The following is a 25785-nucleotide window of genomic DNA, read 5'->3' on the forward strand; positions in this document are numbered from 1 at the left end:
ACGCCATGGGTCGCTGACCGATTCACCCCATGGCGTCACGTCCGGTTTCGGTCGTTCAGTCCTGACCGGTGATGGTGTTGAGGCGGTCCACGGCGTTGGCGAAGTCCTCGACCATGTCGTAGACGACCTGGCGGGCCGGTTTCACGGTGTTCATGAGGCCGACGCACTGGCCGACGAAGTAGTTGGCGAGGGCGCGGGCGCCGGGGTTGCCGGACTCGGCGACCTTGGTGATCTGCCGCATCGCGCCCTCGGCGACGATCATCTGGAGCGGCATGCCGAGCGGGCCGGGGCTCGCGGGGCCCTCCCACTCGTCGGTCCAGGCGGAGCGGAGCTGGCGGGCGGGCTTGCCCGTGCGGGAGCGCGAGCGGACGGTGTCGCGGGACGTCGCGGCGAGCATCTTCTCCTTGACCGACGGGGGCGTCTCCGCCTCCTCGGTGGTGAGCCACACGGAGCCGCACCAGACGCCGGACGCGCCGAGGGCGAGCGCGGCGGCCATCTGGCGTCCGGTGGCGATGCCGCCCGCGGCGAGGACGGGCACCGGCGCGACGGTGTCGACGACCTCGGGCACGAGGACCATCGTGGAGATCTCGCCGGTGTGCCCGCCGGCCTCGCCTCCCTGCGCGATGATCAGGTCCGCGCCGGCGGCGACCTGGCGGCGGGCGTGCTCGGAGGTGCCGACGAGCGCGGCGACGGGGATGCCCGTCTCGCGGGCCTTCTCCACCATCAGCGGGGGAGGGGTGCCGAGGGCGCTGGCGATGAGCCCGATGGGGTGGGCGAGCGACACGTCGATCAGCTCGGACGCGCCCTCCTTGGTGACCTGCGTCCCGCCGCGGGCGTTGGCGCGCTTGGCCTTGTCGAAGTCGGGCGGCGGGACGTCGTACTTGCCGAACAGGCCGATGAGGAAGCTCCAGTGCTCCTCCGGGATCGCGGCGAGCATGGCGTCGAGGCCGCCGCCGCTCTCCGCCGACTTGTCGATCTTGCCGGGGACGAGCACGTCCACGCCGTAGGGGCGGCCGCCGACGTGGTCGTCGATCCATCGCAGTTCCTCTTCGAGCCGCTCGGGGCTGTAGGCGACGGCCCCGAGGACGCCGAAGCCGCCGGCGTTGGTGACGGCGGCGACGACGTCGCGGCAGTGGCTGAAGGCGAACAGCGGGAACTCGATGCCGAACCGTTCGCAGACCTCGGTGTTCATGCCCCGACGCTAATGGACCGAATGCCATTCGGTCCAGTCGCTCAGGGGCGGAACAGGATGTAGGGCTCGCCCTCCTCCGGGTGCTCGAACGCCACGCGCAGCGGCAGCCCCTCGCGGAGGTCGCCGCGGGCCACGCCGTCCAGCCGCGCGTGCAGCCACGGGCCCTCGGCCAGCTCGACCAGCGCCAGGAAGGCGGGCGGCTCCTTGGGCAGGACGGTCCAGGTCACGAGCGTCGCCGCGCCGCTCGCCTCCGCCCAGCCGAGGTCGTCCTCGCCGCAGCCCGGGCAGCCGGGCTCGTCCGGCGCGAACCACGCCTCGCACGCCTCGCAGCGCTTGATGACGAGCCGGCCTGCGGCGGCGCCGTCGAAGAACGGGTCGGTCCGCCCGTCCCGCCGCAGAACGCCGATCTCCATGGCTAGGCCCCCTTCCGGTGCGGGCTGACGATCAGCGTGGAGTGGTGGTCGAGGATGCCGCCGTTCCCGCTGACGAGGATCACGTCGTTGGACGCCGCCTGCCGCTCGCCGCCGTCCCCGCGCGCCTGGATCACGGCCTCCGAGAGCGGGGTCATGCCCCACATGTAGTACGCCGACAGCTGTCCGCCGCCGGTGTTGGTCGGCAGCGACCCGCCGGGGCCGAGCGCGCCGGACGCCGCGAACGCGCCGCCCTCGCCCTTGGCGCAGAACCCGTAGTCCTCCAGCGACACGAGGACCGTGTAGGTGTAGCAGTCGTACAGCTCGCACACGTCCACGTCGGACGGGGTGATCCCGGCCATCTTCATCGCCGTCGCCCCCGAGGAGACCGCGCCGGTCGTCAGGCCGAAGTCGCCGCCGCGCTCCTTGCGGTGCCCGGGATGGCCCTGCCCCCACCCCCACAGGCGGACGGGCGGGCGGGCCAGGTCGCGGGCCCGGTCCTCGCTCGTCACGATGACGGCGACGGCGCCGTTGGAGACGAGGCAGCAGTCCAGCAGGTGGAGCGGCTCGGACACCCAGCGGGAGTTCTGGTGGTCCTCCAGGGTGATCGGGTCGCGCATCTGGGCCAGCGGGTTGCGGGACGCCCACTCGCGGGTCGAGACGGCGATCGCGCCGAGCTGCTCGCTCGTCGTTCCGTACCGGGCCATGTGCCGCTGGGCGGCGAGCGCGTAGAAGGAGTTGACGCTGCGCAGCCCGAGCGCCGCCGTCATCCCGCCGAACCCGTACCACTCGCGGGCGCTGCGGTTGTAGGCCGAGCCCGCGGACTGCTTCGGCTTCAGCGGCGCGTCCGCGAACACGCACGCCACGGTGGTCGCGGTCCCGTTCAGCACCGACATCGCCGCGAAGGACACCATCGCCCCGGCGGTCGCGCCGAACGAGTTGACCTGCGACAGCAGCCGCAGGTCCCGCAGGCCCAGCGTTCCGGCCAGCTCGATGCCGGGAGAGCCGCCCATCCCGTGGCTGACCAGCAGCCCGTCCAGGTCGCCGAGCGCCAGCCCGGCGTCCCGCGCGGCGAGCCGCACCGCGTCCGCGGCGAGCCGCCGCGGGCTCCGCCCGTACACCTTGCCGAGCTCGGTCATCCCGAGCCCCACGATCGAAGTGCCCATCGCCTCGCTCTCCTCGTTCGTAGGTGCCACGGTACCGAATGACGTTCGGTGCGGGCTGCGCCGGGGTGATCGGAAACGGCCCCGGAAGGCCCCGCGGCAGGCAGGAAGATCATCGCCGCCGCCTGGCCGGGCGTCGCCTGAGCGCGCTGAGACGAGGGTCGCCCGCGTCCCCGGGGCGACGGGGACGCGGGCGACGGGCACGCGACGCGCGGGCCTAGGAGGCCAGGACGGCCTGCAGGAACTCCCGCGTGCGCTGTTCGGACGGTTCGCCGAAGATCTGGTCCGGCGGGCCCTCCTCGACGATCTGGCCCTGGTCGAACATCAGGACCCGGTTGGAGATGTCCTTGGCGAAGGCCATCTCGTGGGTGACGCACAGCATGGTGAGGTCGCTCTGCCGGGCGATGTCGCGCAGCAGGTCCTGGACGCCGACGACGAGCTCGGGGTCCAGGGCGGAGGTGACCTCGTCCAGCAGCAGCACCTTGGGCTGCATGGCGAGCGCCCGCGCGATCGCCACCCGCTGCTGCTGCCCGCCCGACAGCTGCGTCGGGTGCGCGTTCTCCTTGTCGGCGAGGCCCACCAGGTCCAGCAGGCCCTTGGCGCGCTCGACCGCCTCGTCCTTGGACAGCCCCAGCACGCGCACCGGCCCCTCGGTGAGGTTGCGCAGCACGTTCATGTTGGGGAACAGGTTGAACTGCTGGAACACCATGCCGACCTGCTTGCGCATCTCGTGCAGGTGACTCTGGTTGGCCGGGACGCGTTTGCCGCCACGCTCCATGTGCCACAGCGTCTGGTCGCCGATCCAGATGACGCCCTCGTCCAGCGTCTCCAGCGTCATCAGCAGCCGCAGGATCGTGGTCTTGCCCGACCCGCTCGGCCCGATGAGCGTCACGCGCTCGCCGGGCGCCACGGTGAAGTCGAGCTCGCGCAGGACGACATTGGAGCCGAACCGCTTGACCACCTTCTCGAAGCGGATCCCCGGCGCGCCGCCCTGCGGCAGGTCCGCGGCGTGCCCGCCCTCAGGCGCGCCGCCCTTCTCCGTGGTGACGCCCTGTGCGGGGACGCCCTTGCCGGTGACCGGGTTCAGGGTCGCGTCGGCCGCGCCCTTGGGCGCTTCCGGTGTGATGTCAGCACTTTCCGAGGGGAGGTGTTCCCCCGGTGCGGCTCCGTCGGTGTTAGGTGGTGGCATAACGCCTCTCCAAGCGGCGGACGAGTATCGAAGATATGACGCTGACGACGACGAACAACAGACCGACCATCGTGATGGGCTCCAGGAACTGGAGACTCTTCGAGCCGACCTGGTAGGCGGAGAACAGCAGCTCCGCGACGTTGATGGCCAGCAGCATCGGCGAGTCCTTGAACATCGCGATCAGGTAGTTGCCGAGCGTCGGGATCACCCGGCGGATGGCCTGCGGCAGGATCACGTCCAGCCACACCCGCGACTTCGGCAGGTTCAGCGCGGTGCACGCCTCCCACTGCCCCTTCGGCACGTCCGCGATCCCCGCCCGGTACACCTCGGCGGTGTAGGTCGAGTAGTGGATCCCGAGTGTGAGGATGCCCGCGGTGAGCGACCCGATGGTGATGCCCCAGGCGGGCAGGACGAAGAACACGAAGTACAGCTGCGGGATCAGCGGCGTCGACCGGATGAACTCGGTCATCCAGCGGATCGCCTGGTTGAAGACCCGGCTCGGGGTGCGGCGCAGCAGCGTCCACACCAGGCCGAGGACGATCGCGATCACGTAGCCGGCCAGCGTGGCGACGACCGTGTAGCGCAGTCCGCTCAGCAGGTCGGGAAGGATCTCCCCGGAGTAGTGCCAGTCCCAGCTCATCGGCCGGCCACCCCCGCCCCGGGGGCGCCGGCCGCGATCGTCCCGAGGGACGGCTCAGCGGGCAGCCGGCGGCCGAGCATGCGGTCCACGCGGCGCTCGGCGTAGCGGACGAACAGCTGCAGGACCTGCGCGATGACGAAGTACAGGACCAGGACCACCGAGAACGCCGCGACGGTCTCGCCGGTGCTGCCCTGGATGTTCTTCGAGACGCGGGTCAGGTCGACGAGCCCGACGAGGGACACGATCGCCGTTCCCTTCATCAGCTCGATGAGCAGGTTGCCGAACGGCGGCAGCATCAGCGCGAACGCCTGCGGCAGCAGGACGCGCCGCATCCGCTGGAACGGCGTGAAGTTCAGCGCGATCGTCGCCTCGTACTGGGCCCTGGGGACGGCGTTGATCGAGCCGCGCACCACCTCCGCGCCGTAGGCGCCGACGTTCAGGCCGAGGGCCAGCACCGCCGCGAACATCGTGCTGAACCGCAGGCCGACGAGCGGAAGCGCGTAGAAGAACCAGAACAGCAGGACGAGGGTCGCGTTGCCGCGGAAGAACTCGACGTACACGCGGTTCAGCAGCCGCACCCACGGGTGGCGCGAGGTGCCCGCCATGCCGAAGAGCAGGGCGAGCACCAGCGCCAGCGCGCCACCGAGCAGGGTGAGCCGGACCGTGACCCACGCGCCGTCCAGCCACTGCGGGTAGCCGTCGAGGACGTCGGACACGTGCGATCAGCCCTGGCAGAACTTGGCGGCGGTGTCCTCGGCGCCCGGCATGTCCGCCTGCGTGAACCCGAAGGGCTGCAGGATCGGCAGCAGCTTGCTCTGCTGCTTGAGCTTGGCCAGCTCGCCGTTCCAGGCGGTCATCAGGTCCGAGTCGGCCTGGCGGAACGCGAACGCGCCCGCGCCGAGCTGCTCCTTGCCGTCGATGACCGGGGTGAACGGCTCGGTCACCTCGAAGCCCTCGCCCTGGTGCTTGGTCAGCAGGTCGGCGAGGGAGATGCGGGTCAGCCAGATGCAGTCGATGCGGCCGGCCTTGAGGCCCTCGTAGGCGCTCGCCTGGTCGGCGAACGTCTTGATGTCGCCCTTCTTCACGCCGCTCTTCTCGGCGTAGTCGGCCTCGACCGCGCCGGTGAGGACGCCGACCTTGACGCCCTTCGCGGCCGGGTCCTTCTCGCCCTTGAGGCCCTTCGGGTTGCCCTCCTTCACCATGAAGGCGCTCTTGGCGACGTACTCGGGGTTGGCGAAGGCCGCCGACGCGCACCGCTCCGGCGTGATGAACATGCCGGCCGCGATCGCGTCGAACCGCTTGGCGTTGAGGCCGGCGATCAGGCCGCCGAAGTCGACCTGGACGCCCTTGATCTCGTCGATGCCGAGGTTCTTGAAGATGACGCGGGCCAGCTCCGGCGCTTCACCGGTCAGCTTCCCGGACTTGTCGGTGTAGCCGTAGGGGGCCTCGTTCGCGAACCCCACGGTGATGGAGCCGGCGTCCTTGGCCTTCTGCAGCGTGCCGCCGCCCGCCTTCTCCTTCTCCGGATCCGTCGTGGAGCAGCCCGCCGCGGCCAGTGGCGCCGCGGCGGACAGCAGCACGGCGGTACGGAGGAAGTCTCTTCTCGAAGAAGTCATCGTTGAACTCCTGTCGGTGTCCCAAGCGCACGCGGGGGGCCGGGAGCGGCCCCCCGCGTGCGCGGGGCGAACGGTCGGGTTATCGAATTGTTGTCCGCCGGTCAGTCGTGGACCGGCGTGAAATCGCGCGCGCCGATGAAGGTCGGACGGGGCGCGGGCGCCGAGAACGGCTCGACGCACGTGTTCTCAACGCTGTTGAAGACGATGAACACGTTGGAGCGCGGGAAGGGAGTGATGTTGCCGTTCGAGCCGTGCATGCAGTTGCAGTCGAACATGGTGGCGGAGCCCGCCTGGCCCGTGAACAGCTCGATCCCGTGCTTGTCCGCGAGTATCGAGAGGCTGTTCGGATCGGGCGTCCCGATCTCCTGGCCGCGCAGGGACTCCTTGTAGTGGTCGTCCGGAGTCTCCCCCACACAGGCGACGAACGTCTTGTGCGAGCCAGGCATGATCATTAGCCCGCCATTGTGCACGAAATTCTCGGTCAGCGCTATGGATATGCTCACCGCGCGCATCCGCGGCATGCCGTCCTCGGCGTGCCAGGTCTCGAAGTCGGAGTGCCAGTAGAAGTCCTTGCCGGTGAACCCCGGCTTGTAGTTGACCCGGCTCTGGTGCACGTAGACGTCCGAGCCGAGGATCTGCCGGGCCCGGCCGACGACGCGCGGGTCGCGGACGAGGGCGGCGAAGACCTCACTGATCTTGTGGACCTCGAAGATGGATCGGACCTCGTCCGAGCCGCGCTCGGTGACCGTGCGCTCGTCGGCCAGGATCTCCGGGTCCGACGACAGCCGGCGCAGCTCGGCGCGGTAGTCCTCGACCTCCTCCGGCGCGAGCAGCTGGTCCACGGACAGGAAACCGTTGGCCTCGAACGAGTCGAGGGTGGCGCCGTCGATCGGGCCGTCCTGCGGTTCGCCGTACACGACCGGGTCCTGCCGGTACAACAGGGCCGCCTCGGCGGCCTTCCGGGTGGGGTAGGCGTCGTCGATGCTCGGATGGGACTCGATGATGCTCATGCGTCCTCCTCAGTCAGCAGGGGGTAGACACCGTTTTCGTCATGCACCTCCCGGCCGGTGCAGGGCGGGTTGAAGACGCAGACGGTCTTCACGTCCGTGTGGGCGCGCAGGGTGTGGTGCTCGTGGCCGTCCAGCAGGTACATCACGCCCGGCCGGAGCTCGTGCTTCTCACCGGTCTCGTCGTTGGTGAGCTCGCCATGGCCCTCGATGCAGTAGACGGCCTCGATGTGGTTGGCGTACCACATCCTCGTCTCGGTTCCCGCGTACAGGATCGTCTCGTGCAGCGAGAACCCGACGCCCTCCTTGGCGAGCACGAACCGCCGGCTGCACCAGGTCGGCGCCTGCACGTCGCGCTCGGTGCCGACGATCTCGTCAAGGGAACGAACGATCATGAATCTCCTCTTTCCATCGGTGCCGGCGGGCGGTTCAGACCGTGACCTTCTCGCGGACGGCCCCGACCGAGTCCGCGATGATCTCCAGGCCGCGGTCCAGCTCGGCCTCCGTCGTGGTGAGCGGCGGCAGCAGCTTCACGACCTCGCCCTCGGGGCCGGAGGTCTCCATCAGCAGCCCCCGCGCGAACGCCTCGTTGCACACCTTCGGCGCCATCTCCGCGTCCTTCATCACCAGGCCCCACGCGAGGCCCCGGCCGCGCACGCCGTCGATCGCGCCGGCGTGCGCGAGGGCGATCTCCTCCAGCGCCGCCTGGACCTGCTGGCCCTTGGCGAGGGTCTGCTTCTCCATGTCGTCGCCGGTCCAGTAGTGCTCCAGGGCGGCGACGGCGGTGACGAACGCGGGGTTGAAGCCGCGGAACGTGCCGTTGTGCTCTCCCGGTTCCCACACGTCCAGCTCGCGCTTCATCAGCGTGACCGCGAACGGCAGCCCGTAGCCGCTGAGGGACTTGGACAGGCAGACGATGTCCGGGGTGATCCCGGCCTCCTCGAAGCTGAAGAACGAGCCGGTGCGGCCGCAGCCCATCTGCACGTCGTCGACGATGAGGAGGATGTCGTGCCGGTGGCACAGGTCCTGCAGGCCGCGCAGCCACTCGGCGGTGGCCACGTTGATGCCGCCCTCGCCCTGCACGGTCTCCACGATGACCGCGGCGGGCTTGTCCAGGCCGCTGCCGCTGTCGTCCAGCATCGTGTCGAACAGCAGGAAGTCGGGCGTGCGGCCGTCGAGGTAGTTGTCGTAGGGCATCGCCACGCCGTGGCCGAGCGGCACGCCGGCGCCGGTGCGCTTCATCGAGTTGCCGGTCACGGCGAGCGCGCCGAGCGTCATGCCGTGGAAGGCGTTCGTGAAGCTGACGATGGTCTCGCGGCCGGTGTACTTGCGTGCGAGTTTCAGTGCGGCCTCGACCGAGTTGTTGCCCGCGGGCCCGGGGAACTGGACCTTGTAGTCGAGCCCCCTCGGCTGCAGGACGTACTCGCTGAAGCGTTCCAGGAAGTCCCGTTTCGCCGTGGTGTACATGTCGAGGCCGTGCACGACGGCGTCGCTGCTGAGATAGTCCAGCAGCCGGCGTTTCAGCTGCGGGTTGTTGTGCCCGTAGTTGAGCGTCCCTGCACCGGCGAAGAAATCGAGATAGGTTTTACCGTCCTCGTCGGTCATATGGCTGCCCCGCGCGGTGCTGAACACGGTGGGCCAGCTTCGGCAGTAGCCGCGGACTTCCGATTCCAGGCGGGCGAAAACGTTCATTTCTGCCTCCAGGCAGGTCGGGGAGCGGATGAAGGAGTGACGTGGTCAGATCCCGGCGATCGGGCCGATCCTGAAGAGCACCTCGGGCTCGTGTCCCCCTTCGGGGAAGTGCTCCGCGCCGAACAGCGGGCTGCGGGCGAGTTCGCACCCGCGGTCCCGGGCGAACGATTCGAACATCGCTGTGGAGGCGGTGTTGCCCGGCGTGACCGTGGCCTCCATGTACCGGTGCCCGCGCGGTGCGAGCCGGTCGGCCAGGCGGTCGAGCATGCGGCGGGCCAGCCCCTGGCCGCGGTGGCCGTGGTCGACCGCGACCTGCCAGACGAAGAACGTGTCCGGCCGGGCCGGGCGGACGTAGCCGGTGATGAAACCGCACGGGCCGGCGCCGTCACGCGCGACCACGGAAGTATCCCCGAAATCGCGGCACCAAAGCGTGTAGCTGTACGGCGAGTTGACGTCCAGAACCCGCGAGTCCCGGGCGAGCCGCCACAGCTCCGGCCCATCGGAGAGGCTCGGCTCCTGGAGTTGCACTTCCGCGTTCGTCGCGTCGGTGTCCGGGCGTCGTGTCGGTGATTCCAGGGGTTGCGCTGCCATGTCCAGGCAACTTAGCGAATCTCGCGCCGTGATCGCAGATGAATGTTATCTGCGAGATGTTTAGCCGACCTGCGCACTGGGTATGGTTAAGGGCTTTGCCGAATTCGGTGCAATTCGAACGAGATCCGGCCCGGCGAAAATCCGCCTTTCCCGCTGTTACGCAGGAGTTACTGCCGGGTGCACCGGAGCGGCCGCCAGGGCGCTTCCTGAACGCCAGCTTAATGTTCCGGTGTTACAGGGAGACTGCATTCGTGTATCGGTTGTGTGAGGTAAGTCACTAAGATTTGCTGTCAACGGCATCGGTGCGGTGGGCGTCACGTCGCATCGCCGGTGGTCGTCCGGTCGCGGCCGTCCCTGGGGCGGATGGGAGCCACGGCGCTCCACGCGCGCCCTGGGGATCGCGCCTGGTTGCCTGCAAGGGGTAGCTTCGCTGGCCGCGGGGTAAGGCGTTGATTGCTGACAGGTAAGAAATCGGAGGGTTCAGGGCGCGGACGACTGGGCCGGGACTCGCCCGGGAGGGTGAATCCCGGCCATATTACGGTCCGCTCGGCCGCCGCATTATGGTGCAGCCGATTCTTCGGGCCTCCTTGAGTCGCCGTTTACCGGTTCTTGGCGAAGCGGTCGGTCGCCTCGACAAGGCGATGCAGGATGCCCGGCTCGCTGTAGGCGTGCCCCGCGTCGTCCACGATGTGGAAATCGGCCTCCGGCCACGCGCGGTGCAGATCCCACGCCGTCGCCGCCGGCGTGCAGACGTCGTAGCGGCCCTGCACGATCACCGCGGGAATGTGGCGGATCTTGTCCACGTCCCGGATGAGCTGGTCGTCCTCGAAGAACCCCTCGTTCATGAAGTAGTGGTTCTCGATGCGGGCGAACGCCACCGCGTAGTCCGGCTCGCCGAAGTCCGCCGCCAGCTCCGGGTCCGGCCGCAGCGTGATCGTCGAGCCCTCCCAGGTCGCCCACGCCTTCGCCGCCGCGACCCGCACGTCCCGGTCCGCGGAGTTGAGCCGCTCGTGGAACGCCGAGAGGAGGTCCTCCCGCTCGTCCTCGGGGATCGGCTCGACGTACTTCTCCCACAGGTCGGGGAACAGCAGCGAAGCCCCCTCCTGGTAGAACCAGTACAGCTCGAACGGCCGCAGCGTGAAGATGCCGCGCAGCACCAGTTCGGTCACCCGCTCGGGATGGGTCTGCGCGTAGGCCAGTGACAGCGCGCTGCCCCAGCTCCCGCCGAACACCAGCCAGCGCTCGATGCCGAGGTGCTCGCGCAGCCGGTCCATGTCCGCGACAAGGTTCCAGGTGGTGTTCGCCTCCAGCGACACCTCCGGGTCCTTCGCGTGCGGCAGGCTGCGCCCGCAGTTGCGCTGGTCGAACAGGACGATCCGGTACGCCTCCGGGTCGAACTGCCGGCGGTGCGCCGGGCTGCACCCGCCTCCGGGCCCGCCGTGCACCATGACCGCGGGCTTGCCCTCGGGGTTCCCGCAGACCTCCCAGTAGATCCGATCGCCGTCGCCGACGTCGAGCAGCCCGGATTCGTGCGGCTCGATCGGCGGATACAGGGTGCGAAGCTCCATGGAGTGCGATTGTCCCACCCGCGCGTCCCGCCGGGCGGATGTGACCCGCGGCACCGTGACACGGCCCGTACCGGCCGCCATCCGGCGGCCTGCGTGCGGGAACGCCGCGGGGGCGCCGAGAAAGCAAACCCCAAACTGGGCAAACGCTCCGCTGCTCGGGACTAGAGTGCCTTCAGTGAGCTGAGCGAGGGGCCCACAGGGCCGGCTGCGGAGCGAACAGATGTGCACAACGACCCCCGCGAACGCGGCCGCGCGCCGCCTGGCGAGGAGACACGTGAGCGAAGTGACGAGCCGTCCGAGGAAAGCGGCGAGCAGGATGGGCGGCGCCATGCCGGTCACCGGGCTCCCGGCCGTGAGGCGAGGAGAACGGTGAGCGAGCTGAACGGATCGGGCGGCAACCGCGGCGTCCCGGACGCGGCCGCGCCCTGGCCCGCGATGGGACGCGACCCGGGCCGCGCGCCGGAGGCCGCACCGCCGGCGGCGCCGCCGCCCGCACTGCCGCCCGCGCTGCCGGCCGCCCAGCAGCCGATCCACGTGGCCAAGCCGGGCCAGCCCGGCCAGCCCGCGCAGGGCGGCCAGCACGGGCGGCACGGCCAGACCGGGGAGATCGCGCGCCCCGACGCCGAGCAGTCCGAGGCCCAGCCCTGGGACATGGTCGAGCGGCTCCGCCAGATGGCCGACCTCATCGGCGACGCGCTCGCCGCCGGGGAGCGCAAGGTCAACGAGGCGCAGAACGAGATCGCCTCGCAGATCGCGGCCGTCCAGCAGGAGAAGGAGTCGGCGCAGCGCGACGCGGCCGCCGCCTGGGGCGAGGTGCAGCGCGCCCGCGGCCAGGCCGAGCAGGCCGACCGGCGCGCCGTCGAGGCCGAGCGCCGCCTCGGCGAGGCGCAGAACGAGATCGCCTCGCAGGTCACGGCCGTCCAGCAGGAGAAGGAGTCGGCGCAGCGCGACGCGGCCGCCGCCTGGGGCGAGGTGCAGCGCGCCCGCGGCCAGGCCGAGCAGGCCGAACGCCGCGCCGTCGAGGCCGAGCGGCAGCTCGCCGACGCCGAACGCCGCACCGCCGAGATCCAGAACGAGGCCGTCACCCAGATCGCCGCGCTCCAGACCGAGAAGGAGAACACGCAGCGCGACGCGGCGGCCGCGTGGAACCAGGCCCAGCAGGGACGCGTCCAGGCCGACCAGGCCCGAGCCCAGGCCGACCAGGCGCGCGCGCAGATGGAGCAGGTGCAGGCGCAGGTCGAGCAGGCCGAGCGTCGCCTCGCCGAGGCCGAGGCCACCGTCCGCCAAGCGATACAGCAGCGCGACGCGATGAGCGAGGCCCGCGACGACGCCCTGCGCGCCGTCGAGGACGCCACCGGCGGGCGCCGCTCCGCCGAGGCCGAGCGCGACCGCGTCGCCGAGCAGGCCGCCGAGCTGTCCCGCGCGCTGGAGGCCGCGCACGCCGAGCTGTCGGGGCTGCGCGCCAAGGTCACCGACGCCGAGATGACCGCGCAGAACCTGCAGCACGCCGTCGTCGCCGCCGGCAAGGAGGTCGACGAGTCCAGGCGCCGCGCCGAGGTCGCCGAGCGCCGCGCGCAGGAGAACGAGCGCCGCGCACAGGAGGCCGAGCGCCGCGCGCAGGACGCCGAGCGGCGCGCACAGGAGACCGCCGCACGCGCCGAGGCCGCCGAGGCCGAGCGCCAGCAGGCCCTCGACCGGGCCTCGCAGTCCCTCGAAGCCGCCCAGAAGGCCGAACGGGAACGCGACGCCAACGCCAAGGGCAGGGAGGCCGCCGAGCGGACCCGCGAGGCCGCCGTCCAGGCCCAGGCCCGCGCCGAGTCCGAACTGACCCTCGCCCGGGGCCGAGCCGACCAGGCGGGCCGCGAGCGCGACAAGGCGGTGACCGGGATGCGGCAGATGGCCGCCGAACGCGACGCCGTCGCCGAGAAGCTCGCCGAACGCGACCAGTGGGTCGACCAGCTCGCCCAGGCCGTCACCGAGCAGCGCGCCCAGATCGCCGAGCTCTCCCAGGAGCGCGACGCCGCCCGCCAGGCCGCCGATCAGGCCCGCTCCCTGATCGACGAACTGACCCGGCAACTCCGCACCATCATGCCGAGCGCGGCCACACCTCGGCTGTGACCCGAGAGCGGACGTCCGGCCCGCAAGGCCAGGACGTCCGCTCACACCCACCCGGCACCCCGGCGCCTGATCGCGCGGCGAGCTCGCAAGGCGAGCCGGAGCGATGCGGCGATCGCCGCTTTGACCGTGGAAGGAGGGCCCCCAGGGCCCGACGCCGAGGTCAATGCAATAAACCCGCTATCCTGGTGGCCCGTGGACGTTGAGTCTCGTCCGCCTCATCACGACCACGGGAGCGCCTTCTTGCCTTCGGCAGCCAATGGCAGGTCACGTCCTACCAAGCATCTCTTCGTCACCGGCGGAGTCGCCTCCAGCCTCGGCAAGGGCCTGACGGCCTCCAGCCTGGGGCGGCTTCTCACGCTTCGCGGCCTGCGGGTCACCATGCAGAAGCTCGACCCCTACCTCAACGTCGACCCCGGCACGATGAACCCGTTCCAGCACGGCGAGGTGTTCGTCACCGACGACGGCGCCGAGACCGACCTGGACATCGGGCACTACGAGCGGTTCCTGGACACCGAGCTGCACGGGTCGGCGAACGTGACCACGGGCCAGGTCTACTCGAACGTGATCGCCAGGGAGCGGCGCGGGGAGTACCTCGGTGACACCGTCCAGGTGATCCCGCACATCACCAACGAGATCAAGGACCGGATCCGCGCGATGGCGGGGGCCGGGGGGGTCTCCGCACAGAACGGGTGGGGCGAGGACGGCGACGTCGACATCGTCATCACCGAGGTGGGCGGGACGGTCGGCGACATCGAGTCGCTGCCGTTCCTGGAGTCGGTCCGGCAGATCCGGCACGAGATCGGCCGGGAGAACTGCTTCTTCCTGCACGTGTCGCTGCTGCCCTACATTGGGCCGTCCGGGGAGCTGAAGACCAAACCGACGCAGCATTCGGTGGCGGCGCTGCGCTCCATCGGCATCCAGCCCGACGCGATCGTGTGCCGGTCGGACCGGGCGATCACCGACGGGCTCAAGCACAAGATCAGCCTGATGTGCGACGTGGACCGCGAGGCCGTGGTGTCGGCCGTGGACGCGGCGTCGATCTACGACATCCCGAAGGTGCTGCACTCCGAGGGCCTGGACGCCTACGTGGTGCGGCGGCTGGACCTGCCGTTCCGGGACGTGGACTGGGGCGCCTGGGACGAGCTGCTCCGGCGCGTCCACAAGCCGGCCCGCGAGGTCACGATCGCGCTGGTCGGCAAGTACATCGACCTGCCGGACGCGTACCTGTCGGTCACCGAGGCGCTGCGGCACGGCGGGTTCGGCAACGACGCCAAGGTCCACATCCGCTGGGTGAAGAGCGACGACTGCGAGACCCCCGAGGGCGCCGAGCGGGAGCTGGACGGCGTCGACGGCGTGCTGATCCCCGGCGGGTTCGGGGTGCGCGGCATCGAGGGCAAGCTCGGCGCCGTCCGGCACGCCCGGGAGAACCGGATCCCGCTGCTCGGCATCTGCCTGGGCCTGCAGTGCATGGTCATCGAGGCGGCGCGGACGCTCGGCGGGCTCGCCGACGCGGGCAGTTCCGAGTTCGACGCCACCACCGCCCACCCGGTGGTCGCGACGATGGCCGACCAGCTCGACGTCGTCGCCGGGGAGCGCGACATGGGCGGGACGATGCGGCTCGGCCTCTACCCCGCCCACCTGGCCGACGGTTCGGTCGTGCGGGAGCTGTACGGGGACGCGAAGGTGTCCGAGCGGCACCGGCACCGCTACGAGGTCAACAACGCCTACCGCGACCGGCTGGAGGAGGCGGGGCTGCGGTTCTCCGGCCTGTCCCCGGACGGCCGGCTCGTCGAGTACGTGGAACTGCCCCGCGAGCGGCACCCGTTCTTCGTCGGCACGCAGGCGCACCCGGAGTTCCGGTCCCGCCCGACGCGCCCGCACCCGCTGTTCACCGGGCTGATCGCCGCCGCCCTGGACTACGCCGAGCGCATCGCGGACGAAGCGTGAGCGCGGAGCTCGGCGTCGACGACGTCCGCGACCGGCCCGAACGCTGGAACGTCGTGGAGTCGTCCGCGGCGTTCCATGGGCCGGTGTTCGGGGTCCGCCGCGACCGGGTCGAGATGCCGCGCGGCGACGGCACCGAGATCGTCGGCCGCGACGTGGTCGAGCACATCGGCGCCGTCGGCGTCCTCGCCCTCGACGACCGCGACCGGGTGCTGCTGCTGCGCCAGTACCGGCACGCGGTGGGGCGGCTGCTGTGGGAGGCGCCCGCCGGCCTGCGGGACGTGGACGGCGAGCCCCTCCACAAGCTCGCCGAGCGGGAGCTGCTGGAGGAGGCCGGATACCGCGCCGAGCGCTGGGACACCCTGGTCGACGTGTACACCTCGCCCGGCATGGCCGACGAGCGCGTCCGGATCTTCCTGGCCCGGGGCCTCACCGAGGTGCCCGCCGACCAGATCGACTTCGAGCGCGTCCACGAGGAGGCCGACATGCCGGTCGTGTGGGTGCCGCTGGACGAGGCGGTCCGCAAGGTGCTGGCCGGCGAGCTGCACAACATGATCGCCTGCATGGGGGTGCTCGCGGCGCGCGCGGCCCGCGACTCCGCCTTCCGCACCCTGCGCCCCGCGGACGCGCCCGAGGGCTGAGCAGCCCGATCGGGTCCCCCCGTGCCGGCCGGAGGGGGCATGATGGGCGGGGTCCCCGCAGTCCCCGGCCGGAAGAGGTGGCGCACTGTCCCCGAGCCCGTCCCCCCGGAGTGCCGCCGCGCAGGACGCGGGTTCCGCGCTCGACTCGGCCGTGCGCACGTATCTGGGGCATCTGGCCGTCGAGCGGGGCCTCGCCGCCAACACGCTCAGCTCCTACCGCCGTGACCTGCGCCGCTACGCCGAGATCCAGGGCGCGCGGGGCCGCGCGGCGATCGGCGAGATCACCGAGGACGACGTCCGCGCTTTCCTGGTGGGGCTGCGGGAGGGCGACGCCGGGCATCCGCCGCTGTCGGCGGGGTCGGCGGCGCGGGCGCTCGTCGCCGTGCGGGGGCTGCACCGGTTCGCGCTGCGGGAGGGCCTCGCCGCCGGCGACCCCGCGCACGACGTCAAGCCGCCGACGCCGCCGCGCCGGCTGCCGAAGGCGATCTCGCTGGAGGACGTCGAGCGGCTGCTCGCCGCGGCGTCCGGCGATCCGGGCACCGCGCGCGGCCTGCGCGACCGGGCGCTGCTGGAGCTGCTCTACGGGTCCGGCGCGCGGATCTCCGAGGCGGTCGGCCTGGACGTCGACGACCTCGACCTGCGGGACGGGTTCGCCCGCGTCGCCGGCAAGGGCGGCAAGGCCCGGGTGGTGCCCATCGGCGACTACGCCCGCGAGGCCGTGGACGCCTACCTGGTGCGGGCCCGGCCGCGGCTCGCCGGGGCCGGGCGGGGCGGCCCGGCGCTGTTCCTGAACGCGCGCGGCGGCCGGCTGTCGCGGCAGGGCGCGTGGATGGTGCTGCGCGCCGCCGCCGACCGCGCGCGGCTGTCGGAGGTGTCCCCGCACACGCTGCGGCACTCGTTCGCGACCCATCTGCTGGACGGGGGAGCCGACGTCCGCGTCGTCCAGGAACTGCTCGGCCACGCGTCGGTGACGACGACGCAGGTCTACACGCTGGTGACGGTGCAGTTGCTGCGGGAGGTGTACGCGACGTCGCATCCGCGTGCGCGGAGCTGACCATGGAACGGCCGCGCCCGGGACGCCTGCGGAGGGATGATCCGGACGGACCGGCACGCCGAGAAATCGCGACCTTCGGCGCGCGTCGGCTTGAGCGACGGGGACGACGGCCCTAGAGTCCCCGTTCTGGATGGCATTTCCGGGCCGCCGGGGAGGGATCTAGTGACCAGCACTAACAGTGCGGATGGAGTCCTTTCCTCCGCCACCATAGAGACCGATCCGAGCCGGGCTCTCGGGCCCACTCAGCGACCCGTGCCGGTGTTCCCGGAGCCCGAGCCGCTGGCCGAGCACGGGCCCGCGCGGATCGTGGCCGTGTGCAACCAGAAGGGCGGCGTCGGCAAGACCACCACGACGATCAACCTGGGCGCGGCGCTCGCCGAGTACGGCCGCCGTGTCCTGCTCGTCGACTTCGATCCGCAGGGCGCCCTGTCGGTCGGCCTCGGCAAGGGGGACCCGCGCCAGCTCGACGTGACGATCCACAACCTGCTGCTCGAACGCGACACCGAGTGGGAGGACGTCGTCATCGAGACCGGTGTCGACGGGATGGACCTGCTGCCGAGCAACATCGACCTGTCCGGCGCGGAGGTCCAGCTCGTCCACGAGGTCGGGCGCGAGTACATCCTGCAGGGCGCGCTGAAGTCGGCCGTCGACCACTACGACTACATCCTCATCGACTGCCAGCCGTCGCTCGGCCTGCTCACGGTGAACGCGCTGGCCGCGAGCGAGGGCGTGCTGATCCCGCTGGAGTGCGAGTACTTCGCGATGCGCGGTGTCGCGCTGCTGATGGAGACCATCGAGAAGGTGCAGGGCCGGATCAACCCGGACCTCGTCATCGACGGCGTCCTCGGCACCATGTACGACTCCCGGACGCTGCACACCCGCGAGGTCCTCGGCCGCATCGTCGAGGCGTTCGGCGACAAGGTCTTCCACACCGTCATCAACCGCACGGTTCGCTTCCCCGACGCGACCGTCGCCGGGGAGCCGATCACGTTCTTCGACCCGAGCTCGATGGGCGCGAACGCGTACCGGAGCCTCGCGCGCGAGGTCCTCATCCGGTGGGCCGAAACCGAGTGAGCCGACCCGGCGTCCCCTGAGACGGAGCACGCACATGGGCGAACCCCCGCCGCCCCCATACGGCCCGTTACCCGGCGCACCGCCGCTCCCGCCGCCCGCCCGCGCGCCGGGGCCGCTGGTCTTCGTGCTGATCGCCGTCGGCGCCGCCGTCCTCCTCGTGATCGGCGGTGTCGTCGGCTACCTCGTGGTCACCGGCGACGAACCCGAGCCGATCGCCTCGTCCGGCCCGCTCGACCTGCGCGAGCCGCTGACGTTCGCGCTGGTCGAGGAGGTCTCCGACCCGCCGTGCGGCGGCGGGGCGCTCACCGTCGCCGGGGCGGGCTCCTGCTACTCCTTCGGCTCGGACAGGCTGACGGTGCGCCGGCTGGAGGAGGTCAGGGCGCTCGGGCCCGACCCCGCGGCCGGCCGCACCGGCTGGAGCGTGTCGATCACGCTGACGCCGGCGGACGCGGCAGGGTTCGCGGAACTGACCGGCAGGGCGGCCAAGGCGTATGCCGGCCGGCTGCCCGGAGGGCGGATGGGCATGCTCCTCGGCGGGACGCTCCTCTCCGAGCCCGCGCAGGTGGCGGCGCCCATCCCGGGCGGCAGGATGCAGATCGACGGCGCCGTCGACAGGCCCGACGCCCGCGGCGACGCCGAGAGCCTGGTCCACCGGCTGACGGGGCGGTAGCGGCCGGACGGCCGTCACCGCTCGTGATCGCCGGTGGTGCGAGCCGCGCGCCGGGCATGGGACGATGTGGCCGGTGAGCACAGCGCGGGACGAGTCCTCCGCTACCGTGAGCGACGTGGACGAGACGTCGCCGGAGCCGGAGCGGGAGGGCGAGCAGGAACAGGGCTTCCGCGTCCACCTGGACAACTTCGAGGGCCCGTTCGACCTGCTGCTCGGCCTGATCTCCAAGCACAAGCTCGACATCACCGAGGTGTCGCTGCACAAGGTCACCGACGACTTCATCGCGCACATCCGCTCCTACGGCAGGGAGTGGGACCTCGACCAGGCCAGCCACTTCCTGCTGGTCGCCGCGACCCTGCTGGACCTGAAGGCCGCGCGGCTGCTGCCGTCCGGCGAGGTCGACGACGAGGACGACCTCGCGCTGCTGGAGGCCCGCGACCTGCTGTTCGCGCGGCTCCTGCAGTACCGCGCCTACAAGGAGGTCGCGCAGGTGATCGCCGGGCGGATCGCCGACGCGAGCCGCCGGTTCCCGCGCCTCGTGCCGATGGAGCCGCAGTTCGCGAACCTGCTGCCCGAGGTGCTGCTCGGCCTCGGCCCGGAGGAGTTCGCGCGGCTCGCGGGCCGGGCCCTCACGCCGAAGGCGCCGCCCGCGGTGTCGGTCGAGCACATGTACCAGCCGAAGGCCAGCGTCAAGGAGCAAGCCGCGATCGTCGTGGAGATGCTCCGCAGGCTGCGCGTGACGACGTTCCGCGTCCTGGCGGCCGACGCGGAGGGCACCTACGAGGTTGTCGCGCGGTTCCTGGCCCTGCTGGAGCTGTACCGGGAGCAGGCCGTCACGTTCGAGCAGGACGAGCCCCTCGGCGAGCTCCACGTGACCTGGACCGGCACCGACGACGGCGACGTCGAGGTCGGCGACGACTACGAGGGCGCCCCTCAGAAGGACGGCACCGAGAAGGACAGCACTGAGAAGGACGAGGAAGACGATGACTGAGCAATCCGGCGCGGACGCGCCGGAGCTTCCGGGGCTGCGCGCCTCGATCGAGGCGATCCTGCTGGTGGTGGACGAGCCGGTCACCGTGATGACGCTGGCGCAGCTGCTGGAGCGTCCCCGCGGCGAGGTCACCGCCACGCTGCGCGAGCTGGCCGCGGAATACACCGAGCAGGGCCGCGGGTTCGATCTCAGGGAGGTCGCCGGCGGATGGCGGTTCTACACCCGGGACGTGTGCGCCCCGGTCGTGGAGCGGTTCGTCACCGACGGGCAGCAGGCGCGGCTGACGCAGGCGGCGCTGGAGACGCTCGCCGTCGTCGCCTACCGGCAGCCGGTGAGCCGGGCCCGCGTGTCGGCGATCCGCGGCGTCAACAGCGACGGCGTCATGCGGACGCTGACGCTGCGCGGCCTGATCGAGGACGCCGGGCAGGACCCGGAGTCGCAGGCGCACCTGTACCGCACGACCGGGTACTTCCTGGAGCGCCTCGGCCTGCGCGACCTCGACGAGCTGCCCGAGCTCGCCCCCTACCTGCCCGATGACCTGCCAGACGACATAGTGAGTGGTTGAGGATCCGTGAGCGACAACGAGGGCGTGCGGCTGCAGAAGGTCCTGGCCGAGGCCGGGATCGGCAGCCGCCGCCACTGCGAGGAGCTGATCGGCGAGGGCCGCGTCACCGTGGACGGGAAGAAGGTGTTCCGGTTCGGCGAGCGCGTCGACCCGGAGACCGCCGTCATCCACGTGGACGGCAAGCGCGTCGAGACCCGCTCCGAGATGCGGTACTACGCGATCAACAAGCCGCGCGGCGTGGTGTCCACGATGTCGGACGAGCGGGGCCGCAAGTCCCTCGCCGACTACGTCGAGGTGCCCGAGCGGCTGTTCCACGTCGGGCGGCTCGACACCGACACCGAGGGCCTGATCCTGCTCACCAACGACGGGGAGCTGTCGCACCGGCTCACCCACCCGTCCTACGGGGTCTACAAGACGTATCTGGCGGAGATCCACGGCCCGATCCCGCGCGATCTCGGCAAGCGGCTGAAGGCCGGGGTGACGCTGGAGGACGGCCCGGCCAAGGCCGACAAGTTCCGCGTCTTCGACCAGGTCGGCCGCCGCGTCCTCGTGGAGATCACCCTCCACGAGGGCCGCAAGCACATCGTCCGGCGGCTGCTGAAGGAGGTCGGGTTCCCGGTCCAGCAGCTCGCCCGCATAGAGTTCGGGCCGATCAAGCTGGGGTCGCTGAAGCCGGGCGGGATGCGAGCGCTGACCGTGCGGGAGGTCGGCGAGCTGTACGCGGCCGTCGGCTTGTAAGGGCATCGGCTTGTCAGGGCATCGGACACGAGGAGGGAACGACTGTGGCGGTACGCGCGGTCCGTGGGGCGACGCAGATCGACGCCGACGACCGGGGCCAGATCCTGGAGGCGACGACGGAGCTCGTCTCCGAGGTGATGGCCCGCAACGAGCTGAGCACCGACGACGTGATCAGCGTCATCTTCACGGTGACGCCGGACCTGACGGCGGAGTTCCCGGCGCTCGCGGCGCGCAAGCTCGGCTTCCACGAGGTGCCGCTGCTGTGCGCGACCGAGATCGGTGTCCCGGGCTCGCTGCCGCGGGTGATCCGGCTGATGGCGCACATCGAGACGGACCGCCCCCGCTCGGACGTCCAGCACGTCTACCTGCGCGGCGCGACGGCGCTCCGGCTGGACATCGCGCAGTAGCGCCATTGGTGGGGCGCAGTAGCGTCATTGGTGGGGCGCAGTAGCGCCAGTGGGTGGGGCGCGGTGGCGCCCGAGCGGAGCCAGGCGTCGGCAGGGCGCGGGGCGCAGTAGGGTTTTCGGCGTGAGTGAGGACGTGGTGGCGCGGCGCATCGTCGTCGTCGGGACGGGGCTGATCGGGACGTCGATCGCCCTGGCGATGCGGGAGCGCGGCGCCGAGGTGCTGCTGACCGACCGGGACGCGGCGGCGCTGGCGCTGGCCGTGGAGCTCGGCGCCGGCGAGGCGCTGCCGGACGGGGCGCGCGAGGAGCCCGCCGACCTGGCGGTGCTGGCGGTGCCGCCGGCGGCGGTCGCGGTGACGCTGCTGGACGCGCAGAAGCGCGGCCTCGCCGTCGCCTACACCGATGTGGCGAGCGTGAAGGCGCTGCCGCTGGCGCAGGCGGCCGAGCTGGGCTGCGACCTGACGACGTTCGTGGCGGGGCATCCTCTGGCGGGCAGCGAGCGGTCCGGTCCGAGCGCCGCGCGCGCCGACCTGTTCCTCGGCCGCCCGTGGGCGCTGTGCGCGCCCCCGGAGGCGACGCCGGAGACCGTCGAGGTCGTCACGGGGCTGGCGAAGGCGTGCGGGGCGATGCCGGTCCAGGTGGACGCCGCCGAGCACGACCGGGCCGTCGCGCTCGTCTCGCACGGCCCGCACGTGGTGTCGGCCGCGGTCGCCGCCCGGCTGACCGGCGCGGACGACGTGGCGCTGGGCCTTGCCGGGCAGGGGGTCCGGGACGTGACCCGGATCGCGGCGAGCGACCCGCGGCTGTGGATCGGCATCCTCTCGGCGAACTCCGCGCCGGTCGCGGACGTCCTGGAGGCCGTCGCCACCGATCTCGCGGTGGCCGCGTCGCTGCTGCGCGACGGGAGCGAGGAGGCCGCGGCGCACGTCGCGGACCTGCTGCTGCGCGGTAACGCGGGCCGGTCCCGGATCCCCGGCAAGCACGGCGGCGACCAGCCCGCGTACGCGACCGTTCAGGTGGTCATTCCGGACCGTCCCGGCGAGCTCGCGATGATCTTCCAGGCGGCGGGGATCGCGGGGGTCAACATCGAGGACGTGACGATCGAGCACTCTCCGGGCCGTCCGCTCGGCGTGCTGGAGCTGTCGGTCGTCCCGGAGTCGGCCGAGGGCCTCGCCGCGGAGCTGCGCGCCCGCGGCTGGTCCGTCCCCGGCTGACCGGCGGCGGGGCGGCGGCCGGCCGCTCGTGCCGGGGAATCTCGGCGGGCGTCGTCCAGCGTGACCGGGTCCGGCTCGGTCCCTGCCGGTCGCGGGGACCGGTAGCCTGGTTCGCCGGGGCCTGTCCGGGGGACGCATGCGCCGGGGCGGCGTCGAGCGCCGCCCGATCCGCTCGCCGATCCGGGGTCGGCGGGCGCTCCGACGGAGAAGAGAGGGAGCGATCGTGCCGCTCGTCATCGCCATGGACGGACCCTCCGGTTCGGGCAAGTCCAGCGCGTCCAAGGGCGTCGCCCGCGCGCTGGGGCTGCGGTACCTCGACACCGGTGCGATGTACCGCGCCATGACGTGGTGGATGCTGGAGCACGGCGTCCCGGTCGAGGACGGCGTCGCCGTCGCGGCCCGCGCGCTCGACCCGGAGATCGCCTGCGGCACCGACCCGGACGCGCCCACGATCACGGTGGACGGGACGGACGTGTCCGGCCCGATCCGCGAGCGCACGGTGACGAACGCGGTCAGCGCGGTCAGCGCCGTCCCGGCGGTCCGCGCCCGGCTGGTGGAGCTGCAGCGGGAGATCATCGGGGCCGGCGGGATCGTGGTGGAGGGCCGCGACATCGGCACGGTCGTCGTGCCGGACGCGGCCGTGAAGGTGTACCTGACGGCCAGCGAGGAGGTGCGCGCGGCGCGCCGCGCGAAGGATCTCGCGGCCGACCCCGGGGCGTCGGTGACGGTCACGCGGGCCGAGCAGGCCCGCCGGGACCGGCTCGACTCCACCCGGAAGGCGTCGCCGCTGACGAAGGCGGCCGGCGCGCACGAGGTCGACTCGTCCGAGCTGAGCCTGGCCGAGGTCATCGAGGCGGTCGTCCGCCTCGCCGAAGAGCATGAGCGAGCACTGTATTGAGTGATTACGAGATCGAGACGGTCGACCGGGTCGAGGACGTCGCCGCGGACGCGGGGCCGGCCCCCGTCGTGGCGGTGGTCGGACGGCCGAACGTCGGCAAGTCCACCCTCGTCAACCGGATCCTCGGCCGCCGCGAGGCCGTCGTGGAGGACGTCCCGGGCGTGACCCGCGACCGGGTCGCCTACGACGCGGCCTGGAGCGGGCGCCGGTTCACCGTCGTCGACACCGGCGGGTGGCTGCCCGACTCGTCCGGCCTGGCCGCGGCGATCGCCGAGCAGGCCCGGCTGGCGGTCGACCTGGCGGACGTGGTGATGTTCGTGGTCGACGCGACCGTGGGCGCGACCGACGTGGACGAGGCCGTGGTGGAGATCCTGCGCCGGTCCGGCAAGCCGGTGGTGCTGGTCGCCAACAAGGTCGACGACGTCGGCGCCGAGTCGGACGCGGCGCTGCTGTGGTCGCTCGGCATCGGCGAGCCGCACCCGGTGAGCGCCCTGCACGGGCGCGGCAGCGGCGACCTGCTGGACGCGGTGCTGGACGCGCTGCCCGAGGAGCCCCCGGCGGAGTTGTTCGGCGAGGACGGGGGGCCGCGCCGGGTGGCGCTGCTGGGCCGCCCGAACGTCGGCAAGTCGAGCCTGCTGAACAAGCTGGCGGGGGAGAACCGCGCGGTCGTGGACTCGGTGGCGGGGACGACTCGCGACCCGGTCGACGAGCTGATCGAGCTCGGCGGCAAGACCTGGCGGTTCATCGACACGGCCGGGATCCGGCGGCGGCACCGGGAGAACCAGGGCGCCGACTTCTACGCGACGCTGCGCACGCAGTCGGCGCTGGAGCGCGCCGAGGTCGCGGTGGTGCTGGTGGACTCCGACCAGCCGCTCGCCGAGCAGGACCTGCGGATCATCTCGATGGTGATCGACTCCGGCCGCGCGCTGGTGATCGCCTACAACAAGTGGGACCTGCTGGACGAGGAGCGCCGCCACTACCTGGAGCGCGAGATCGACCGGCAGCTGCACAACGCGCGCTGGGCGCCGCGGGTGAACATCTCCGCGAAGACGGGCCGGCACATGGAGAAGCTGGTGCCGGGCATCGAGACGGCTCTGGAGGGCTGGGGCTCCCGCGTCCCGACGTCCAAGCTGAACCAGTTCTTCGCCGACCTGGTGAACTCCCATCCGCATCCGGTGCGGGGCGGCAAGCAGCCGCGCGTGCTGTTCGCGACGCAGGCGGGGGTGCGTCCGCCGCGGTTCGTGCTGTTCACCTCCGGGTTCCTGGAGGAGGGCTACCGGCGGTTCATCGAGCGGCGGCTGCGCGAGGAGTTCGGCTTCGCCGGGACGCCGCTGGACATCACGATGAAGATCCGGGAGAAGCGCGGCAAGGCCAAGAAGTAGCGGAAATATTCGCCATACGGCCCGTCCGGATCTTTCCCGGACGGGCCGCGGCATGTCAGGATGCACTCGACGGGACGCGCGTAAGTCTTCCATTACTCGCTGATCCCGGGACGGACACCGGTTTCACCCGGAGGACCGCGGTCTTCCGGGCAACAGGGCGCGGTCGAGGGGTGCGACGTGAAGCTCTTGCTGCTCATCTCCGTTGCTGTCGTCTGCGTGGCGCTGAGCTTCGCCTGGCGGGAGCCGTGGATCGGCGGCGTCGGCCTGCTGGTCGCCTTCGTCGCCATGTTCACCGACCGCGACGACGTCCGGACGGACGACGAGCGCGGCGACTACGAGACCACCAAGGCGGTCCGCAACATGCGCAGCCGCAACCGCTGACGCCCGCCCCTAACGGTCGTAGCGGCCGTAGCGGTCGTCGCCCGCCACATGCTGGTCTCCCGGCCTCGGCTGCTGCGCCGGCCCGTTCTCGCGCGCGTAGCGTCCGTGCACGATCGGATGGGTGGTGGTCGCGCCTCCGGCCGAGCCCGCCGCGTCCGCCTGGGCCCGTTCCCGCGCACCGATGACGGCGAAGCGGCCGAGCGCGAACGCGGCGAGGAAGACGATCGCGACGCCGAGCCCGGTGAGCCCGGAGAGCTGCTCGGCGATGATCTGGTGCTTGGTCGTGCCGAGCGGGGCGCCGACGCCCGAAACGCCCCACAGCGTGGCGAGGGGCGCGCCCACCGCGAACCAGGCGCCGCCGAGCGCGGCCAGCCAGCCGCCGAACATCGCGACCGCGCGGTTGGCGCTGACGAGCAGGATGAGCCCGCCGAGGACGGTCGCCGCAGCGGGGGCGATGCTCAGTTGCAGCCGGTCGATGTTGTAGACCCAGGTGTCGTTCGGCGCGAAGCCGAAGTCGAAGTAGGGGCCGACGAAGGGCAGCAGGCCGCCCCACAGCCCCAGCAGGATCAGCAGGACTCCGCTGAGAACGCCCCGGGTGCGTGGTGCTCGCATGGTCCCAGCCATGATCATTCCTCCTGACC

Annotated in this window: 27 protein-coding genes; 14 read left to right on the forward strand and 13 right to left on the reverse strand. The window is 71.7% G+C overall.

The features are described from left to right. Window positions 1–55: 55 nt before the first annotated feature. From SM418_RS17970 to pip, 12 genes are all read right to left on the reverse strand, one after another. Window positions 56–1192 carry an NAD(P)H-dependent flavin oxidoreductase gene (locus SM418_RS17970; RefSeq protein ID WP_371941988.1) on the reverse strand — a complete coding sequence of 379 codons (1137 nt, stop codon included), beginning with the start codon at window positions 1190–1192 and terminating at the stop codon, window positions 56–58. Between the two features lie 41 nt (window positions 1193–1233). Continuing rightward, a complete protein-coding gene (locus tag SM418_RS17975; protein WP_371941989.1) occupies window positions 1234–1605 on the reverse strand; it encodes a Zn-ribbon domain-containing OB-fold protein in 372 nt (123 codons plus the stop codon). Window positions 1606–1607: 2 nt separating this feature from the next. After that, window positions 1608–2768: a thiolase family protein gene (locus tag SM418_RS17980; RefSeq protein ID WP_371941990.1), complete on the reverse strand. Its 1161-nt coding sequence runs from the start codon at window positions 2766–2768 to the stop codon at window positions 1608–1610. Window positions 2769–2982: 214 nt separating this feature from the next. After that, window positions 2983–3765 carry an ectoine/hydroxyectoine ABC transporter ATP-binding protein EhuA gene (ehuA, locus tag SM418_RS17985; RefSeq protein ID WP_371942056.1) on the reverse strand — a complete coding sequence of 261 codons (783 nt, stop codon included), beginning with the start codon at window positions 3763–3765 and terminating at the stop codon, window positions 2983–2985. Window positions 3766–3940: 175 nt separating this feature from the next. Further along, window positions 3941–4594, reverse strand: a complete 654-nt coding sequence (gene ehuD / locus SM418_RS17990; protein WP_371941991.1) for an ectoine/hydroxyectoine ABC transporter permease subunit EhuD — start codon at window positions 4592–4594, stop codon at window positions 3941–3943. Next, window positions 4591–5310: an ectoine/hydroxyectoine ABC transporter permease subunit EhuC gene (ehuC, locus tag SM418_RS17995; protein WP_371941992.1), complete on the reverse strand. Its 720-nt coding sequence runs from the start codon at window positions 5308–5310 to the stop codon at window positions 4591–4593. The genes ehuD and ehuC overlap by 4 nt, the downstream gene beginning before the upstream one ends. A gap of 6 nt (window positions 5311–5316) precedes the next feature. Beyond that, window positions 5317–6210: an ectoine/hydroxyectoine ABC transporter substrate-binding protein EhuB gene (gene ehuB / locus SM418_RS18000; protein WP_371941993.1), complete on the reverse strand. Its 894-nt coding sequence runs from the start codon at window positions 6208–6210 to the stop codon at window positions 5317–5319. 101 nt (window positions 6211–6311) lie between these two features. Next, on the reverse strand, window positions 6312–7220 hold the full coding sequence (gene thpD, locus SM418_RS18005) for an ectoine hydroxylase (protein ID WP_371941994.1): 909 nt from the start codon (window positions 7218–7220) through the stop codon (window positions 6312–6314). Then, entirely contained in the window at window positions 7217–7612 is a 396-nt protein-coding gene (locus tag SM418_RS18010) for an ectoine synthase (protein WP_371941995.1), read from the reverse strand. The genes thpD and SM418_RS18010 overlap by 4 nt, the downstream gene beginning before the upstream one ends. Before the next feature lie 34 nt (window positions 7613–7646). Then, a complete protein-coding gene (gene ectB, locus SM418_RS18015) occupies window positions 7647–8909 on the reverse strand; it encodes a diaminobutyrate--2-oxoglutarate transaminase (RefSeq protein ID WP_371941996.1) in 1263 nt (420 codons plus the stop codon). 45 nt (window positions 8910–8954) lie between these two features. Next, window positions 8955–9500, reverse strand: a complete 546-nt coding sequence (gene ectA / locus SM418_RS18020) for a diaminobutyrate acetyltransferase (RefSeq protein ID WP_371941997.1) — start codon at window positions 9498–9500, stop codon at window positions 8955–8957. A 599-nt stretch (window positions 9501–10099) separates the two neighbouring features. Further along, window positions 10100–11068, reverse strand: coding sequence for a prolyl aminopeptidase (gene pip, locus SM418_RS18025; RefSeq protein ID WP_371941998.1), 969 nt, complete (start codon window positions 11066–11068; stop codon window positions 10100–10102). A 369-nt stretch (window positions 11069–11437) separates the two neighbouring features. Between pip and SM418_RS18030 the strand changes: the two genes are divergently transcribed. The 14 genes from SM418_RS18030 to SM418_RS18095 all read left to right on the forward strand — a co-directional run bounded on the left by SM418_RS18030 (window position 11438) and on the right by SM418_RS18095 (window position 25144). Continuing rightward, complete coding sequence (locus tag SM418_RS18030; protein WP_371941999.1) at window positions 11438–13186, forward strand: coiled-coil domain-containing protein; 1749 nt, start codon at window positions 11438–11440, stop codon at window positions 13184–13186. A gap of 240 nt (window positions 13187–13426) precedes the next feature. Next, on the forward strand, window positions 13427–15133 hold the full coding sequence (gene pyrG / locus SM418_RS18035) for a CTP synthase (RefSeq protein WP_371942000.1): 1707 nt from the start codon (window positions 13427–13429) through the stop codon (window positions 15131–15133). Next, window positions 15130–15771: an NUDIX domain-containing protein gene (locus SM418_RS18040; RefSeq protein ID WP_371942001.1), complete on the forward strand. Its 642-nt coding sequence runs from the start codon at window positions 15130–15132 to the stop codon at window positions 15769–15771. The genes pyrG and SM418_RS18040 overlap by 4 nt, the downstream gene beginning before the upstream one ends. Window positions 15772–15922: 151 nt before the next feature. After that, complete coding sequence (locus SM418_RS18045; RefSeq protein ID WP_371942002.1) at window positions 15923–16825, forward strand: site-specific tyrosine recombinase XerD; 903 nt, start codon at window positions 15923–15925, stop codon at window positions 16823–16825. Between the two features lie 207 nt (window positions 16826–17032). Continuing rightward, complete coding sequence (locus SM418_RS18050; protein WP_371942057.1) at window positions 17033–17899, forward strand: ParA family protein; 867 nt, start codon at window positions 17033–17035, stop codon at window positions 17897–17899. Between the two features lie 34 nt (window positions 17900–17933). After that, entirely contained in the window at window positions 17934–18569 is a 636-nt protein-coding gene (locus tag SM418_RS18055) for a SecDF P1 head subdomain-containing protein (RefSeq protein ID WP_371942003.1), read from the forward strand. 115 nt (window positions 18570–18684) lie between these two features. Continuing rightward, window positions 18685–19560: a segregation and condensation protein A gene (locus SM418_RS18060; protein ID WP_371942058.1), complete on the forward strand. Its 876-nt coding sequence runs from the start codon at window positions 18685–18687 to the stop codon at window positions 19558–19560. Further along, window positions 19553–20125 (forward strand): SMC-Scp complex subunit ScpB, encoded by a 573-nt coding sequence (gene scpB / locus SM418_RS18065; RefSeq protein ID WP_371942004.1) that lies wholly within the window; start codon window positions 19553–19555, stop codon window positions 20123–20125. Before SM418_RS18060 ends, scpB begins: the two co-directional genes overlap by 8 nt. A 6-nt stretch (window positions 20126–20131) precedes the next feature. Beyond that, complete coding sequence (locus tag SM418_RS18070; protein WP_371942005.1) at window positions 20132–20863, forward strand: pseudouridine synthase; 732 nt, start codon at window positions 20132–20134, stop codon at window positions 20861–20863. 44 nt (window positions 20864–20907) lie between these two features. Next, window positions 20908–21270, forward strand: coding sequence for a chorismate mutase (gene aroH, locus SM418_RS18075; RefSeq protein ID WP_371942006.1), 363 nt, complete (start codon window positions 20908–20910; stop codon window positions 21268–21270). A gap of 121 nt (window positions 21271–21391) precedes the next feature. Next, the gene (locus SM418_RS18080; protein ID WP_371942007.1) at window positions 21392–22483 is read left to right on the forward strand and encodes a prephenate dehydrogenase; all 1092 of its coding nucleotides are present in this window, start codon (window positions 21392–21394) and stop codon (window positions 22481–22483) included. Window positions 22484–22706: 223 nt separating this feature from the next. Then, on the forward strand, window positions 22707–23381 hold the full coding sequence (gene cmk, locus SM418_RS18085; RefSeq protein WP_371942008.1) for a (d)CMP kinase: 675 nt from the start codon (window positions 22707–22709) through the stop codon (window positions 23379–23381). Next, the gene (gene der / locus SM418_RS18090) at window positions 23378–24763 is read left to right on the forward strand and encodes a ribosome biogenesis GTPase Der (RefSeq protein ID WP_371942009.1); all 1386 of its coding nucleotides are present in this window, start codon (window positions 23378–23380) and stop codon (window positions 24761–24763) included. Before cmk ends, der begins: the two co-directional genes overlap by 4 nt. 177 nt (window positions 24764–24940) lie before the next feature. Then, complete coding sequence (locus SM418_RS18095) at window positions 24941–25144, forward strand: hypothetical protein (protein WP_371942010.1); 204 nt, start codon at window positions 24941–24943, stop codon at window positions 25142–25144. 9 nt (window positions 25145–25153) lie between these two features. Here the strand turns inward: SM418_RS18095 and SM418_RS18100 are convergent, their stop codons facing one another. Beyond that, window positions 25154–25768: a hypothetical protein gene (locus SM418_RS18100; RefSeq protein ID WP_371942011.1), complete on the reverse strand. Its 615-nt coding sequence runs from the start codon at window positions 25766–25768 to the stop codon at window positions 25154–25156. Window positions 25769–25785 lie beyond the last annotated feature (17 nt).

Origin of the sequence: Actinomadura chokoriensis (assembly GCF_041463665.1) — a bacterium.
Classification (GTDB): Bacteria; Actinomycetota; Actinomycetes; order Streptosporangiales; family Streptosporangiaceae; genus Spirillospora; species Spirillospora chokoriensis_A.

What these genes read in the sequence shown, in the direction of transcription:
- thpD (WP_371941994.1), bottom strand. Translation starts at nt 7,220, where the DNA reads ATGAGCATCATCGAGTCCCATCCGAGCATCGACGACGCCTACCCCACC.
- SM418_RS18010 (WP_371941995.1), bottom strand. Translation starts at nt 7,612, where the DNA reads ATGATCGTTCGTTCCCTTGACGAGATCGTCGGCACCGAGCGCGACGTG.
- SM418_RS18055 (WP_371942003.1), top strand. Translation starts at nt 17,934, where the DNA reads ATGGGCGAACCCCCGCCGCCCCCATACGGCCCGTTACCCGGCGCACCG.
- SM418_RS17980 (WP_371941990.1), bottom strand. Translation starts at nt 2,768, where the DNA reads ATGGGCACTTCGATCGTGGGGCTCGGGATGACCGAGCTCGGCAAGGTG.
- SM418_RS17975 (WP_371941989.1), bottom strand. Translation starts at nt 1,605, where the DNA reads ATGGAGATCGGCGTTCTGCGGCGGGACGGGCGGACCGACCCGTTCTTC.
- ehuB (WP_371941993.1), bottom strand. Translation starts at nt 6,210, where the DNA reads ATGACTTCTTCGAGAAGAGACTTCCTCCGTACCGCCGTGCTGCTGTCC.
- pip (WP_371941998.1), bottom strand. Translation starts at nt 11,068, where the DNA reads ATGGAGCTTCGCACCCTGTATCCGCCGATCGAGCCGCACGAATCCGGG.
- SM418_RS18100 (WP_371942011.1), bottom strand. Translation starts at nt 25,768, where the DNA reads ATGGCTGGGACCATGCGAGCACCACGCACCCGGGGCGTTCTCAGCGGA.
- ectA (WP_371941997.1), bottom strand. Translation starts at nt 9,500, where the DNA reads ATGGCAGCGCAACCCCTGGAATCACCGACACGACGCCCGGACACCGAC.
- scpB (WP_371942004.1), top strand. Translation starts at nt 19,553, where the DNA reads ATGACTGAGCAATCCGGCGCGGACGCGCCGGAGCTTCCGGGGCTGCGC.
- SM418_RS17970 (WP_371941988.1), bottom strand. Translation starts at nt 1,192, where the DNA reads ATGAACACCGAGGTCTGCGAACGGTTCGGCATCGAGTTCCCGCTGTTC.
- ectB (WP_371941996.1), bottom strand. Translation starts at nt 8,909, where the DNA reads ATGAACGTTTTCGCCCGCCTGGAATCGGAAGTCCGCGGCTACTGCCGA.
- ehuD (WP_371941991.1), bottom strand. Translation starts at nt 4,594, where the DNA reads ATGAGCTGGGACTGGCACTACTCCGGGGAGATCCTTCCCGACCTGCTG.